The sequence below is a fragment of the Streptomyces sp. NL15-2K genome, assembly GCF_030551255.1.
GTDB lineage: Bacteria > Actinomycetota > Actinomycetes > Streptomycetales > Streptomycetaceae > Streptomyces.
This window is the reverse complement of the sequence record NZ_CP130630.1, coordinates 12,219,972-12,232,975: the sequence shown is the minus strand read 5'-3', so window position 1 is coordinate 12,232,975 and position 13,004 is coordinate 12,219,972. Positions and strand designations below refer to the sequence as shown.

Annotated in this window: 14 protein-coding genes and 3 pseudogenes; 5 read left to right on the top strand and 12 right to left on the bottom strand. The window is 68.2% G+C overall.

Annotated elements, in window-relative coordinates; genetic code table 11:
- Window positions 1-23: 23 nt before the first annotated feature.
- Entirely contained in the window at window positions 24-1,178 is a 1,155-nt protein-coding gene (locus Q4V64_RS53750) for an MFS transporter (RefSeq protein WP_253266582.1), read from the top strand.
- Window positions 1,179-1,486: 308 nt separating this feature from the next.
- Here the strand turns inward: Q4V64_RS53750 and Q4V64_RS53745 are convergent, their stop codons facing one another.
- Both Q4V64_RS53745 and Q4V64_RS53740 read right to left on the bottom strand, forming a co-directional pair.
- Window positions 1,487-2,449 carry a zinc-binding dehydrogenase gene (locus tag Q4V64_RS53745; protein WP_124436368.1) on the bottom strand — a complete coding sequence of 321 codons (963 nt, stop codon included), beginning with the start codon at window positions 2,447-2,449 and terminating at the stop codon, window positions 1,487-1,489.
- An 89-nt stretch (window positions 2,450-2,538) separates the two neighbouring features.
- The gene (locus tag Q4V64_RS53740) at window positions 2,539-3,099 is read right to left on the bottom strand and encodes a carboxymuconolactone decarboxylase family protein (protein WP_124436367.1); all 561 of its coding nucleotides are present in this window, start codon (window positions 3,097-3,099) and stop codon (window positions 2,539-2,541) included.
- Between the two features lie 68 nt (window positions 3,100-3,167).
- Here Q4V64_RS53740 and Q4V64_RS53735 point away from each other — a divergent pair, with 68 nt between their 5' ends.
- Complete coding sequence (locus tag Q4V64_RS53735; RefSeq protein WP_124436366.1) at window positions 3,168-3,518, top strand: helix-turn-helix domain-containing protein; 351 nt, start codon at window positions 3,168-3,170, stop codon at window positions 3,516-3,518.
- Window positions 3,519-3,736: 218 nt separating this feature from the next.
- On the opposite strand, the pseudogene Q4V64_RS53730 reads toward Q4V64_RS53735, so the two are convergent.
- The 7 genes and pseudogenes from Q4V64_RS53730 to Q4V64_RS53705 all read right to left on the bottom strand — a co-directional run bounded on the left by Q4V64_RS53730 (window position 3,737) and on the right by Q4V64_RS53705 (window position 7,146).
- A pseudogene (locus tag Q4V64_RS53730) lies at window positions 3,737-3,997 on the bottom strand (DUF6207 family protein).
- Between the two features lie 114 nt (window positions 3,998-4,111).
- Complete coding sequence (locus tag Q4V64_RS53725) at window positions 4,112-4,687, bottom strand: nucleoside 2-deoxyribosyltransferase domain-containing protein (RefSeq protein ID WP_124436365.1); 576 nt, start codon at window positions 4,685-4,687, stop codon at window positions 4,112-4,114.
- Complete coding sequence (locus tag Q4V64_RS55945) at window positions 4,648-4,827, bottom strand: hypothetical protein (protein WP_124436364.1); 180 nt, start codon at window positions 4,825-4,827, stop codon at window positions 4,648-4,650. Before Q4V64_RS55945 ends, Q4V64_RS53725 begins: the two co-directional genes overlap by 40 nt.
- A 26-nt stretch (window positions 4,828-4,853) precedes the next feature.
- Window positions 4,854-5,133: pseudogene (locus Q4V64_RS55940) on the bottom strand (hypothetical protein).
- Window positions 5,134-5,282: 149 nt separating this feature from the next.
- Window positions 5,283-5,819, bottom strand: coding sequence for a hypothetical protein (locus Q4V64_RS53715; RefSeq protein WP_124436363.1), 537 nt, complete (start codon window positions 5,817-5,819; stop codon window positions 5,283-5,285).
- A gap of 100 nt (window positions 5,820-5,919) precedes the next feature.
- On the bottom strand, window positions 5,920-6,057 hold the full coding sequence (locus Q4V64_RS53710) for a hypothetical protein (protein WP_172628905.1): 138 nt from the start codon (window positions 6,055-6,057) through the stop codon (window positions 5,920-5,922).
- A 168-nt stretch (window positions 6,058-6,225) separates the two neighbouring features.
- Window positions 6,226-7,146 (bottom strand): NADP-dependent oxidoreductase, encoded by a 921-nt coding sequence (locus tag Q4V64_RS53705; protein WP_124436362.1) that lies wholly within the window; start codon window positions 7,144-7,146, stop codon window positions 6,226-6,228.
- A 381-nt stretch (window positions 7,147-7,527) separates the two neighbouring features.
- Between Q4V64_RS53705 and Q4V64_RS53700 the strand changes: the two genes are divergently transcribed.
- Both Q4V64_RS53700 and Q4V64_RS55935 read left to right on the top strand, forming a co-directional pair.
- A complete protein-coding gene (locus Q4V64_RS53700) occupies window positions 7,528-8,805 on the top strand; it encodes a response regulator transcription factor family protein (protein ID WP_124436361.1) in 1,278 nt (425 codons plus the stop codon).
- A gap of 118 nt (window positions 8,806-8,923) precedes the next feature.
- Window positions 8,924-9,736: pseudogene (locus Q4V64_RS55935) on the top strand (helix-turn-helix domain-containing protein); the annotation flags it as partial.
- Window positions 9,737-9,751: 15 nt separating this feature from the next.
- On the opposite strand, the gene Q4V64_RS53685 reads toward Q4V64_RS55935, so the two are convergent.
- Both Q4V64_RS53685 and Q4V64_RS53680 read right to left on the bottom strand, forming a co-directional pair.
- The gene (locus tag Q4V64_RS53685; protein ID WP_124436371.1) at window positions 9,752-10,516 is read right to left on the bottom strand and encodes a transposase family protein; all 765 of its coding nucleotides are present in this window, start codon (window positions 10,514-10,516) and stop codon (window positions 9,752-9,754) included.
- 171 nt (window positions 10,517-10,687) lie between these two features.
- A complete protein-coding gene (locus tag Q4V64_RS53680; protein ID WP_124436360.1) occupies window positions 10,688-11,005 on the bottom strand; it encodes a helix-turn-helix transcriptional regulator in 318 nt (105 codons plus the stop codon).
- Window positions 11,006-11,146: 141 nt separating this feature from the next.
- Between Q4V64_RS53680 and Q4V64_RS53675 the strand changes: the two genes are divergently transcribed.
- Window positions 11,147-12,304 (top strand): MFS transporter, encoded by a 1,158-nt coding sequence (locus Q4V64_RS53675; RefSeq protein WP_303715322.1) that lies wholly within the window; start codon window positions 11,147-11,149, stop codon window positions 12,302-12,304.
- Between the two features lie 321 nt (window positions 12,305-12,625).
- Here Q4V64_RS53675 and Q4V64_RS53670 read toward each other — a convergent pair whose 3' ends face one another.
- Window positions 12,626-13,003: a MerR family DNA-binding transcriptional regulator gene (locus tag Q4V64_RS53670; RefSeq protein WP_124436358.1), complete on the bottom strand. Its 378-nt coding sequence runs from the start codon at window positions 13,001-13,003 to the stop codon at window positions 12,626-12,628.
- Window position 13,004 lies beyond the last annotated feature (1 nt).

Sequence of the window (13,004 nt, the reverse complement as noted above, 5' to 3'; positions counted from 1 at the left end):
TCTTACCCCCTCGGTCCTCGCTGATGGGGTGGCTGGCCGTGGTCTCGGTGATGCTGGGAATCTTCGTCATCGTCACCACCGAGATCCTGCCGATCGGTCTGCTGACCTCGATCGGATCCAGTTTCACCGTCTCGGACGGGATGGCTGGACTGATGATGACCATGCCGGGCTTCCTGGCGGCGATCGCCGCTCCACTGGTCACCGTGGCCACGGCAAGCTTCGACCGCCGGCTGATGTTGTGCGTCTTCATGCTCTTGCTGGCACTGGCGAACTTCCTTGCCGCCGCGGCACCCGACTACTGGCTCGTACTGACCTCCCGGGTCATGGTCGGGATCACGATTGGCGGCTTCTGGTCGATCGGAGCCGGGTTGGCGGAACGACTGGTGCCGCCGGCCTCGGTCGGCAGGGCAACTGCTGTGATCTTCTCTGCCGTCCCGCTGGGATCCGTCCTCGGCGTGCCGACGGGCACCCTCATCGGAGATCTCGCTGGATGGCGAACGGCCTTCACCGTCATGGGAGTTCTGACGGTCGGCGTACTGGTCATGCTGCTCTTGTTGGTGCCGCCGCTGCCTCCGGTCCAGGCCACACGGCTGGGCGTGCTCAACGGCATGCTCCGCAGCGTCAACACTCGCTTCGCACTCCTGCTGACGTTCCTTGTTGTGCTGGCTCACTTCGGCACCTACACCTACGTGACACCATTCTTGGAACAGGTCACCCACGCCAGCGGTGGTCTGATCACTACGTTCTTGCTGCTCTATGGTGCCGCTGGCATCCTCGGCAACTTCCTGGGCGGCGCCTGGGTGGCCCGGTATCCGCGGACCGTCTTCGGGCTCGCGGCCGCCCTGATCGCCGCGGTGACCCTCCTGCTTCCAGCGTTGGGCCGCTGGGAGACCGGCGCAGTGATGCTGCTGATCGTGTGGGGCATCGCGTATGGCGCCGTACCGGTGGCGTCGCAGACCTGGTTCTCCAAGGCGGCACCGCACGCCCCGGAAGCGGCATCGGTCCTGTTCACCGCCTCTTTTCAGGCAACGATCTCGATTGGTGCACTCGTAGGGGGAGTCATCCTGGACCGCACATCTCCGTCCGCGGTCATGCTGCTAGGCGGTTGCACCGCAGTGCTCATGGTCCTGGCCGTAGGGGCACGCCTCGTCGGGCCGGATTGCAGCGAGCGGTCCTGAACACACAGAGATTCGCCCACGGATGCTTCTGTCCAACGTTTAGCGCATGGCCCTCGACCTGGCTTCCGCTCGGTCAGCCACTGACCACTCGGCTCATTGTGTTACTGACCTTTCCGTACGTTCCTCGGCATCGGTCGCGTGGCAGCGTCAGTTGCGGATCCTGTTTATCCACGGTCAGCGTCACCCGCCCGCCGTCGGCCGGGACGGTACCGGTGGCGACCTGTTTCGACGAGGAGTCGGGCAGGCCGAGGCCCATCATCGGCTCGATACGGTTGTGCCCCGTCCGGTCGCAAGACGGGCGTTCGTCTTCAAGGGCGGAGGATCAGCTTCCCCTTCGTATGACGGCCAAGCAGGTCCTCGTGCGCGTCGCGGGCCCGCGCCAGGTCGTACTCCGCGCCGACCAGGGGCCGCAGGCGACGCCGTGCCGTGAGGTCGAGCAGCTCCGTCAGCTCCGCACCGCCGGCGCCGTTCCTGGCGATGAGCGGGATGACCCAGAAGCCGGCGACGGTGATGCTGTCCGCCGCCAGTCGGTTCGGCGCAATCGCGGAGGCTGTCTGCCGGGACGAGGCGCCGTAGGTCACCAGTCGGCCGAGGTGTCCGAGTGTGTCCAGAGCGGCGTCGAGGACGGGGCCGCCGATGGCGTCCAGGACGATGTCGACCGGGTGTCCCCGATTGGCGTCAAGGACCCGCTCTCGATAGCCTCCCGCGTCGCCGTCGATCGCCGCGTCCGCACCGAGTTCGAGAGCCAAGGCGCGCTTCTCGTCGGACGACGCCGTGGCGATGATCCGTCCTGCCCCGAACTCCCGGGCCAGTTGGACGACGAGACTGCCCGTCCCGCCCGCGGCGGCATGGACCACCACGCTCTCACCGGGCCTGATACGCGCGATCGACCGCAGCAGATGCCACGCCGTCAACCCCTGTACGAGAACTGCCAGCGCTTCGCCCGCACCCACCCCCTGCGGTAACGCGACCAGGTGGCGGTCGGCGACGACCGTCTTGGCAGCGTAACCGCCCTGCGGAACATAGCCGAGGACTCGTCTGCCGGCTGCGGTCCGGCCGACGATCTCCATGCCAGGAATACGGGGCAGCGGGCCCTGGGGGGCGTACGGACCGTCGGTGTGCTCGCCCGCCATCTGCTTGATGTCGCCGAAATTGACACCCGCGGCCTCCACCTGGACCAGAGTCTCGCCCGGCCCCGCCAACGGATCCGGCACATCGGCCTCCTCCAGGACCTCCGGGCCACCGAACCTCCCGAACCGCATGGCACGCATGAATGCCCTCCCGCGAGATCACTGTTTCCAGCCCGTCTGAAGAGCTGTCCCGCAATGCTGGTCAACGGCCAAGCATGTGCGGAGTGCGGTCACCGGGCCGGGAAGCGGGCGCCCCAGGGTTCCTCTTCCAGGAGGAGCCCATTGGCCAGATAGCTGATGGTGCGGTACCAGCCGGCCAGAACGAGAAGTTCGAGCAGCTGGCCATCCTCGTAGTGCACGCGCAGGGCATCCCAGGCAGCCTGCGAGAGCTGCGCCGTGTCGTGCAGTTCGTCGACCGCGCCGAGCAGTGCCGCATGGTGTGGCGGCCATGAGACGTTCGCCGCGGGATCGATGTCGGTCGTTGCCTGAAGCTGTTCGGGGCCGAGCCCGGCCTCCCGAGCGAGGCTTGCGGCGTGCACGCCCCACTCGTAGGAACAGCCGGTGCGCGCGGTGACGCGGGCGATGACGAGCTCTCGGTCTATGGCGGGGAGACTGCCGTGTCCCAGGAGCCCGGCGCCCAGGGCGAACATGCGTGAGGCCAGTTCCGGGTTGCGGTTCAGGACGCGGAACAGCGTGAGCGGCTCGTGCGGCACGTCGGGGGGCATCCACCGGCGGAGTGCCTGGTCGACAGGGGCCGTGTACGGCGGGGTGAGCGGTTCGATGCGCGGCATGCGATACCCCTTGCTTCGGTTTTCGAATCAGTATCATGCTTCGAGAAACGAAGCGCAAGGAGTGGGTAATGGGAGCCAGAGCGCCACGGCCGGGTGTGCCGGCGCGGGGGTCCGAGTCGGGCCGTCCGGTCATGGCCGCACTCGATCTGCTCGGGCGGCGTTGGACGATGCGCATCCTGTGGGAACTGAGTCAGGCACCGGCAGGCTTCCGCGAACTGCAGCGCCGATGCGAGCGCATGTCCTCCAGCGTGCTCAGCACCCGCCTCGACGAGCTGACCGGCGCCCGCCTGCTCACCCTGCACAGCGACGGCTACCACCTCACGCCACTCGGTCAGGACCTTGTCGAAGCGCTGAGTCCGTTGGACGCCTGGAGCCGACGATGGGCAAGGGAAACGGACACCGCCACGGCCGAGGATTGAAATGGTCACAGCGCGGCTGGTGCGACCGCGGCGTCGAAGCCGTGAGGGGTGCTTTCCCAGGAGGGGCGGCTTGATGACCGCGCCGAGGACGCAGAGGATGACGGTCACCAGAACTGGGGTGTCGCGCCGGCGGTTGGGGGCTGCGGCCTCGCGACCCGAGCGTCGGCTGCCGCGACTGCCTGCGCATCCGGAAAGGAGCCGCAGACGGCACCCGGCCATCACGGTGGTCCGGCCGCGCTGACCTCCGGCAGGACGGCAGACGGCGCCGTGGCCAGGCCGACCGGCTGTCCCAGGTCCAGGTAGCAGCGCAACCGTATGCCAGGCTGACCGGCGTCCCGGGTCGTCTGCTCCGCTGTCGCCGTCGCCCACCGGTCGGCGAGCAGCTACTGGAAGGCGAGCGCGGTGGCATCGCCGGCGGCCGCGACGTCGACGATGACCAGGCCCGGCCGACTGACGTGCACCTCGTTGATCGGTTCCATGAACTGCATTACGCCGCAGCGGCCAGGGAGGGTTGCGCCAGTGCCGGGGCATCACCCGACCAGGCAGGAGAGCCGCAGCCGCGCGGACCGTGCCAGTGAGAGAGCCGTGGACCGTCACATCGGGGCGGGCCACCCGCAGTTGCTCCACGACGTCCAGGCGTCGCGGATAGTCGGATGTGCTCCCACAGCCGGACGAGTACCGCGGGCTGCGTGCGCGCCAAGCTCACACAGGGCAATGGGCTGGATCTCTTGCTCGCAGAACCACATCAGGATCACGTCGGCCCTGCGCAAGGGCTCGTACTCCCAGGTGATCTGTTCACGCAGCGCCCCCGGCTGCCCGGTCGGGAAGAAGCGGCGCCGGGGGTTGAGGACCACGGCGGGAGAGCCAATCGCGTCCAGCTTCAGCACCGTCTGCAGCTGCCAGTTGGGGCAGCCGGTGATGCCGCCGCTCAGGAAGACGGACGGGCTCGTGCCGTCATAAGGGGCCGGGGCCTCGATGTACCGCAAGGAGCGGGGCGGCAGCAGGGGGAAGGCGCTACCGGCGATCGCGTCCAGCAGGTCGTGGACGAGTGCCTGCCCCTCCGGGCTTCCGGCGGCGTAGGCGTCCAGCATCGGGGCCAGCCACCAGGACTTCCGGTCGGGGTGCCCGCTCAGCATTCGCTCGATGGCCTGCGCGGGCAGTCCGCCCATGGGGAGCCCGTCCAGGCCGCCGGCGCCGACTTCTGCAGCGAGTAGCGGGCATGGTGTTCCTCGAGGGCCTGCGGCCTCCACCGGCCGTACACGTAGTCCTGCGCCAGTTCCCCGGCCAGGCGCTGCAGTCCGTCCGTCACGTCCGTCAGCGTACGGAGCTGTCTTCTCAGGGACTGTCGCCGGACCAGTCGAAGCGGGCCGGGGTCGCCGGGGCGCGGGCCGTACAGTGCCCGCCCGCCGGGGCCGAACTGCCCGAGCTCAGTCTGGAGGGAGACGCCGGTGCCGATCTCGTCCTGCGTCCAGCCGGTGATGTCGAGCAACAACCCGTCAAGCGCCCCGCCGGCCAGTTCGGCGTAGGCGCGGCCGGGCCGTGGGCCGGGGTGGGGGTCGTCTGCGTCGTGGCCGTAGTCCGGGCCGCGTAGCAGCTGCTCATCGTCGCTGTCCATGACGTCCAGCCTTGCAGCCGCCACCGACAACGAGGACTTCCGTGGACCGGGGAACAGAACGGCTGAGGCTGCTCCCCGTGAGACTGCCCAAGGGCCGATGGATCAAGGAGTCGCGGCCTTTCTCGCCGACATGGCAACCGCTCGCCTGCCTACTTGATCAGGGCATTCGCGACAATGATCAACAGGCCGATCACCATGTCCAGGCCCCCTGCCCGGCACGAGGACGGCCATCCGTGCCCGGCGGTGCGGGCGGCCCAGGCGCCCCAGCCGAACAAGGACACGGTGTTGAACAGCAAGGCCGCGTCCACAGCCGTGGCCTCTGCCCACCACCCGGCTACCGCGGCAAGCAGTATCCCCACGGTGGGCAGCACGGCGGCGACCAGTGGCCACTCGGCGAGCACCAACCGCCGTCTGCTCGTGGTGGCTACCCCGTCAACGGACGCACGCTGGGCGATGACGTGTGCGTACCCATGGGCGGCGCCCGACGCCAGCGCGGTGAGCAGGACCCACAGCGCGTCGGGACCGGGATCGGCCTTCTCGCCCGTCGCGTCCAGCGCGGCCACCAGGGCGCTGGCCAGCACCAGTCCGTAGATGCCGCTGAACAGCAACTGCTCCGGCGGCCGGTGCCGCGAGATCCACCTTGGTGCGACGCTCTCGGGGCGGACATGGTCGGCGCGGTCGGGCATCGCATCGCCTCGGTGCGGGAAGAGGGCTGGGTCCGCACATGCTCACCCGCGTGGCGTCAGGGAACATGACGACACGCGCTGCTCGCATGATTGTTGTGCCCTAAGAGGGAGTCAGGACGCCGGTGTCGGGTGCCGTGCCGGTGATGGGCGGCACGGCACCCCAGTGGATCAGCAGCGGCTGCTCGGATGGGCTGGCGACCTGGGTGGCGGGGGTGGACCGGCGGTCGAACGCCCTCATACTGTGACGATGCGTACCTCCAGCTCTCGAACGACACCCGAGAACGAGGTTTGCCTGCCTGGAACTCCTTGACGGCTTTCGGCAAGGCAGTCGCCGAGACGCCGTCCGAGGCCGGCCCCGCACCCCAGTGCGTCGGTAGCGGCCTGCTGCTCGGGAGGATGCCTGGCGTCAGGGAAGCAGGACGATCTTGCCACGCGTGTGGCGCTTGCTCAGTTCCTCGTACGCTTCGCGGACCTGCTCGAGTGGGTAGGTGCGCGCGATCGGGAGTTCGATGGAGCCGTCCGCGATGGCCGCTGCGATCTCGGCGAGAGCTCCCCGCGGATCCGCAGGCGAGTCGCTGCCCTTGGTCTTGACGCCCAGTCGTGCGGCGCCGGCGAAGTCAACGATCGTGTTGATCCGGTCGACGTCGACCCCCAGCTCGACTGCCAGGTCGATGTAGCCGCCGCCGAATGTGTCTACGAAGGCGTCGACACCGCCGGGTGCGGCATCGCGAATCCGCTCAAGCTGCCCCTCGCCGTACTGCACCGGAACGATCCCGCGGGAACGCAGCCACTCGTGGTTGTGCTCGCTCGCTAGCCCGATCACCGTCGCGCCCTTGGTGCGCGCGAACTGGGAGGCGAAGCCTCCAGCGCCCCCGGCAGCAGCGGAGACGACGATCGTGTCCCCCGGGGCCGCGGCCACGGCCTGGACGGCGGACCAGGCGGCGGACGGCGCGCCGTACAGCGTGCCGGCGACCTTCCAGGACAGGTCGGCCGGCTTGGCCACCAGGTGCTCGGCGGGCACGGACACGAGCTCGGCCAGGGCCTCCTTCCGGGCACTCCAGCCGTACACCTCGTCGCCTACCGCCCAGTCGGTTACGCCGTCATCCACAGTGTCGACCGTGCCGGCGAAGCTCGCCCCCACCCCGGAAGGGAACGTCAACTCACCCCAATGGCGCGACTTTCCTGTGATGACTTTGATATCGCCCGGGTTGATCGTCGCCGCCTTGACTCGGACCACGACGCCTCCCGGCTCGGCGATGGGGTCATCGACCTTGCGGACCTCCAGGACGTCAAGGTCTCCGTGCCCGTCGAACTTCACGGCTTTCATAGCGCACCTCCGGGTGCTGATCGTTGTCTGAACTGGCCGGAGCGACTGCCCGGGCTCCCTAGACGAAGGTCACCGGGGGCTGTCGGCCCGTCTGAACCAGGATCGGGCGGCTGACCGGGTCAAGGGCCTGTCCTCTCGGGCAGTTCCTCCTAGCCGGCGGGACAGGGACGGCGACGGCAGCCGGTGCTCACTCGTCCGGCCTCCGGAAGTGAGCTTTTGCACAGGCGGATTGCCCGGGAGTGGCTTCGCTGGCGACAGGTCCTGAGCTTCGGCTGGGACACAGTCGCGCGGCGCTCCCCGAATCACAGCCGGCCTTTCGGCTGGTTCCGCCTGTCCGAACGGACGGAGAGGTGGATCCGGGCAGCCGCTTACGCTGAAGCTATGAACCTCACGGCAGCGGCCGACATCATTAGGGCCCCTCTGGGCGAGATCCTGCCGCGCTTGTCCGCAGCCCTCGCCGATGCCGTCCCGCACCGGGCGCTCGCGGAGCTGTCCGGCAGTTGTGCGCGCTCCCCCGTCAAGATTCACACCGTCGGAGCAGACGGCACATGGGCGGTAACCGCCGCTGAACTGGCCGCCCTCACCAAGCAGGCGCGGCCGGGTCGTCCGTGGCAAGGACAAGCCCTGGTCGCCGGAACCGAGAATCCGGTGCTCGCCGTTGCCAGCGACGAGGCCGAACGCGACGCCCTCCTCGTCCTCCTACGTTCCGACGAGGCAGCAATTGCGGACCCCGACCTCACCGCCGTCCAGACCCTGTGGGATCTGCTGACCGCATACAGCGCACGCATCGTCTCCGAAGCAGTACCCGGGCCGCTGGCGCTCTCGCGGGTGGCAGCCGGTGCCCGGGCCGCAGCAATCGCTGAACTGGTGGACACCCACGGTGGCGTACTGTCCGGGCTTCTCGGCGCATTGCGACGCCGCGACCTGGACAATCACAGTGCCAGGGAGCGGGCTATCGATCTGGCCCTCTCCGCGCTGGCGGAGTTGCGAGCCGGCGCCGACCAGGACAGAGCGCTCGCCGAGGAAGCCGCCGGCGACGGCTTCGCCCGGCTCGCCGACTCGCTACAGCCGATGTTTCTCGGGCGGGGCGTGCGGCTGGATCTGGGCCCGCCCGGCACGGAGGAAGGCGCCGACCGGCACCTGCCCGCCGACGTCGCCCATGTCGCGCGGGCGGCCCTGCGATCCGTGGTGTCCGCCCTGCTGGACGGACAGGGCCCGGGATCGGATTCGATCAGCCGAGTACACATCGGCTGGAAAGTTGCAGAGAACGAGCTGCGGGCGACCGTACGGGACGACGGTCCCGGTGTCCTGTCACGCGCCGCATTGGAGAACCACTGGGTCGTCGAACGACTGGCAGTCCTGGACGGGCGGCTGGAAGTGGACGCCGTCCCCGGCTGGGGGACGACGGTCACGGCCACGCTCCCACTGGAGCCGCCGCAGGGGCCGCGCAACGATCCGCTCACCGTTCTGGGTGCCCGAGAAGTGGAAGTCCTCGGACACCTCGCGCGCGGCAGACGCAACCGGCACATCGCCGAAGAGCTGCACATCAGTGAGTCCACCGTGAAGTTCCACGTGGCGAACATCCTCGACAAGCTGGGAGTCGACACGCGAGGGGAGGCCGCCGCACTCGCCCACACCTGGGGTGTCGACACCGCCTGACCCAGTCAGTGCCGGACGTCACCTGACTAGTGCCGCGGCAGGCAACGTTTGCTCTGTTGTGATGTGACGCGCCGTCCCGGTGCTGTGCCGGGGGGCGCGTGGCCGTCACCCTGTCCCGGTGGCAGAACGAGTACGTGTACGCGAGATCGACGATGACGAAGGCAGACGGCTGCTTCGGATCATCCGCCGGGGCACCGGGGCGGTAGTGACCTGGCGGCGTGCCCAGATGGTCCTGCTGTCCGCCCAGGGCATGCCGGTGGCGAAGATCGCCGAGGTCACGTTCACCAGCGCGGACCGGGTCCGGGCCACAACTTCAACGCCGACGGCTTCGACTCCCTGTATCCGAAGTACAAGGGCGGCCGACCCAAGACCTTCCCCCCTGCCCGAGCGGCGCGAGATCAAGAAGATCGCGAAATCCAAGCCGACCGAACACGACCTGCCGTTTTCGACTTGGAACCTGACCAAGCTGGCGGACTTCCTGGTCGCCGAGGGCGTGGTCGACGACATCAGCCACGAGTGCCTGCGCATCCTGCTCCACGAGGAAGGCGCCCCTTTCAACGCCTGAAGACCTGGAAGACCTCCCGCGACCCCGACAACGCGGCCAAGAAGGCCCCGCGTCGAACACCTCTACGCGATCACCGACGGCGAGGTCATACCCGAGGCGGACGAGCCCGAAGTCGTCTTCTGCATGGATGAGTTCGGGCCGCTCAACCTGATGCCCCACCCGGGCCGGCAGTGGGCCGAACGCGCCGGCAAGCACAAGGACCCCGGTCGCGAACCACGCCGCAGGCGGCGGGCGACCTACAACCGCTACGGCGGAGTACGGCACCTGTTCGCCGCCCTGGACCTGGCCAAGGACAAGCTCTATGGCCACATCAAGCCGGTCAAGAAGCGCAATAGGTTCCTGGAGTTCTGCCGCTACCTGCGCACTGAGCCTTTTCCAACCTCAGCTTGAGGTGTTGAGATGCAGGGTGAGGACCGCCTGGACGAGGCTGGTGGCGCGGGTGGTGCTGCACCGCAGTTTGCGCAGTAGCCGCCAGGTCTTGAGGGCGGCCACGGCCCGTTCAACGAGGGCGCGAATCTTTGCATGGGACACGTTGACGGCCTGCTGGCCTGCAGACAGCTTGTTCCAGCGACCGCGGTAGGGCACCCGCACAGTGCCACCGGCACCTTGGTGACCCTTGTCGGCCCAGCAACGGATGCCGACTTCGGCCAGGGCATCGATCATGCCGTGAGTGCGGGCGGCCCGAATGTCGTGCACTGCACCCGGCAGCGCGGGCGAGGCCCAGAGCAACCTGCCGAACGGATCAGTGAGGACCTGGACGTTCATTCCGTGCTTGCGGTGCATCCCGGAGTAATACGGCCGGTCGGCGGCGATGCGGTCGATGGGCAGCAGCGTGCCATCGAGGATGAGATATGCCTTGTGTGCCGCCGCCCGGACCGCCGTGGTGATATCAGGGGCCAGTGCCTTCAGGATCTCGACGGCCTCGGTCACGTATCGATAGGCAGTGGCGATTCCGATGCCGAAACCAGCTGCCAGCTGAGCGTACGTGTGGCCGCACCGCAAGTGGGCCAACACCAGCAGGGCCTGCCGGTCGGCCGGAAGCCGACGCCACCGGGTGCCGCGCTCCAGGCAACGGGTGCGCGGCAGGCTGGACAGGAACTGAAGGGCAAAGCCGGACAGATCGATCCCCGATGGGTAGACAAGCACACGAAGCTCCGGGTGGTCAGGTTGTTCTTGGCCGATCACCTCGTCTACCAGGAGGTCCACCTCTTCCCACACCCAACCCTCCCCCACAACTTCCCGTACACGCAGGAAGGTTGAGAAGGGCACACTGCCTCTCGCCACTGGCATGCCCTGAGGCAACGGCAGCCGAGTGGCTCAGTCGCGATCAGTGCAAGCAGCCAGCACCGCGTCGAGCAGACCTGGGAACCGTGCGTTGAGATCGTCGCGCCGCAGACTGACGAACCGGGTCCGGCCCTCCACCTCGGTCCAGGTCACCCCCGACTCGCGGAGCACCCGGTAGTGGTGGGACATCGTCGTCCTGTGCACGTCGATGCTCTCGCCCACGGCGGAGCAGCTGTCCCTGCCCTTGTCCGCCAGCTGCGCGATGATCTGCAGACGCACCGGGTCTGCGAGGGCGTGGAAGATCTCGGCGAGCTTGATCTCTTCGGCCGCCGGTTGTGTCAGTTCGCGCATCGTCGGCCTGTCTGCGAAGTCATGGACCGATAATAGCCCGCGAGTTGATACGTGGACAACCATCCACCTATTTGCTACGTTGCCGCTCTCGAAGCGATCCCACCCCCTCAGCAGCGGAAACGGTGCATCGTGTACAAGCGGTTGTCCCCTCTAGCGCTTGCGACCTTCGCCGTCGGCACAGACGGGTTCATCATCGCTGGCCTTCTTCCCTCCATTGCCGAAGATCTCGACGTCAGCGTCCCCACAGCGGGCCAGCTGGTCACCGCCTTCGCTCTGACTCTCGCCATCGCCGCCCCCGTCTTCGGCTGGGCCACCAGCTCCATGGACCGCCGCAAGGCGCTGATGATTGCTCTGGCGGTCTTCGCGATCGGTAACGTCGCTACGGCGCTGGGCACCTCCTACGCCGCCGTCATGACCGCCCGCGTCATCACCGCGGCCGGCGCCGGCATCATCATCTCCACCGCCTCCAGCGCGGCTGCCGTGGTCAGCCCGCCCGAACGCCGCGGTAGCGCCCTGGCCTTCGTCCTGGGCGGCCTGACACTCTCCAGCGCGATCGGCCTTCCCCTCGGCACCCTCATCGGCCGCAGTGACTGGCACGTGACCCTGTGGGCGGTCGCCGGGCTGGGCCTGGTGGCGGCTCTGGGCGTCGCCTTCGCCCTGCCCAAGATCATGCTTCCGCCCACGACATTCCGGGCCCGGCTCCAGCCGCTCAAGGAACGCTGGGTGCTCGGCACCCTGACCGTCACGACGCTGGCCCTGACCGGCGCGTATCTCCTGTATACGTACATCGGAGCAGCCCTGGAGGACACGACCGACGGCAGTGAGACGACGCTCACCTGGGTGCTGTTCGTGTACGGGCTCGGCGTGCTGGGCGGCAATCTCCTGGCCGGGCGCCTGTCCGATCACTACCCGGCGGAACGGCTCCTGCTCGGCGCCCTTGTCGTCTTCATCATCGTCCTGCTGGTCAGCCGGCCGGCCATCGAGACCCTCGGAACCACCTTCGCCTGGGCCGCGGTATGGGGTGTCTTGGTGGGCGCCCCGTCCGTCCTCCAACAGCATCGCCTCGTCACCCACGCGCCAGCCGCGACGCCCGTGCTTCTCGGGCTGAACTCCTCGGCGATCTACCTCGGCGTCGCCCTGGGCGGAGCCCTCGGTGGACTCTTCCAGAACTGGATCTCCCCGGTGTGGCTGGGGATCCCGGCAGCCGGTGCCACCCTGCTGGCTCTCCTCCTGACGCTCGCGACCGCGCAGAGCCGCAAGCGCGTCGCCGTGGAGGAACCGAGCCTCGCCACCAACTGAGCGCTCACCAGGCTCTCGTCGCCCTTCACCACAACGTCAGCGTGAGGTTGCAAAAGGCTCAGGGCCTCGTGTGTCCAACATCAGGGGTCAAGGCCTTCCATCGCATGGCCGCACTACACCGTCCTGCCGGCTGACCGGCAAACCCTGACGGCCTACGACCGGAAAGACCCTGGAGAACCAGACCACCGCGCTGGTCTCCGCCCTGCCCGAACACCGAAAATCGCGTCGGCCGCCCGACAGCAGTTCCCCCCTCAACGACTCCTCATCGCCCCAACCAAGACAGCGAGGTCAGATCGCTGATGAAACGTCTGGCCGACCTGCCTACGGGTGCGTGTCCGTGATCGCGATGACCTCGTCGAGGCGGTCCAGGGCGGCCTGCAGGTCGTCGATCTTGGCCTGGATGCGCTCGCGCTCGGCTCGCAGCATGGCTCGTTGCTCGGCGTCGGTGTGCCCGGCGTCCCGGCACGGAAGGAGTTCGATGATCCGTCGGCTGGTGAGGCCGGCGGCGAACATCTGCTGGAAGAAGCGGACCAGGGGGATGGCGTCCTGCCGGTACAGGCGCTGGCCGGACGGGCTGCGCTCCGCGATGAGCAGCCCTTGCTGCTCGTAGTAACGCACGGCGCGCACCGAGACGCCGGCACCTCGTGCCACCTCGCCGATGCGGATCAACCGCTCGGCTGCGGCCACTGTGACAGTCATG

Excerpts from the sequence above, each read along its gene's own strand:
- Q4V64_RS53750 (WP_253266582.1), top strand. The coding sequence starts at position 24 with ATGGGGTGGCTGGCCGTGGTCTCGGTGATGCTGGGAATCTTCGTCATC.
- Q4V64_RS53745 (WP_124436368.1), bottom strand. The coding sequence starts at position 2,449 with ATGCGTGCCATGCGGTTCGGGAGGTTCGGTGGCCCGGAGGTCCTGGAG.
- Q4V64_RS53740 (WP_124436367.1), bottom strand. The coding sequence starts at position 3,099 with ATGCCGCGCATCGAACCGCTCACCCCGCCGTACACGGCCCCTGTCGAC.
- Q4V64_RS53735 (WP_124436366.1), top strand. The coding sequence starts at position 3,168 with ATGGGAGCCAGAGCGCCACGGCCGGGTGTGCCGGCGCGGGGGTCCGAG.
- Q4V64_RS53725 (WP_124436365.1), bottom strand. The coding sequence starts at position 4,687 with ATGGGCGGACTGCCCGCGCAGGCCATCGAGCGAATGCTGAGCGGGCAC.
- Q4V64_RS53715 (WP_124436363.1), bottom strand. The coding sequence starts at position 5,819 with ATGCCCGACCGCGCCGACCATGTCCGCCCCGAGAGCGTCGCACCAAGG.
- Q4V64_RS53710 (WP_172628905.1), bottom strand. The coding sequence starts at position 6,057 with ATGAGGGCGTTCGACCGCCGGTCCACCCCCGCCACCCAGGTCGCCAGC.
- Q4V64_RS53705 (WP_124436362.1), bottom strand. The coding sequence starts at position 7,146 with ATGAAAGCCGTGAAGTTCGACGGGCACGGAGACCTTGACGTCCTGGAG.
- Q4V64_RS53700 (WP_124436361.1), top strand. The coding sequence starts at position 7,528 with ATGAACCTCACGGCAGCGGCCGACATCATTAGGGCCCCTCTGGGCGAG.
- Q4V64_RS53680 (WP_124436360.1), bottom strand. The coding sequence starts at position 11,005 with ATGCGCGAACTGACACAACCGGCGGCCGAAGAGATCAAGCTCGCCGAG.
- Q4V64_RS53670 (WP_124436358.1), bottom strand. The coding sequence starts at position 13,003 with ATGACTGTCACAGTGGCCGCAGCCGAGCGGTTGATCCGCATCGGCGAG.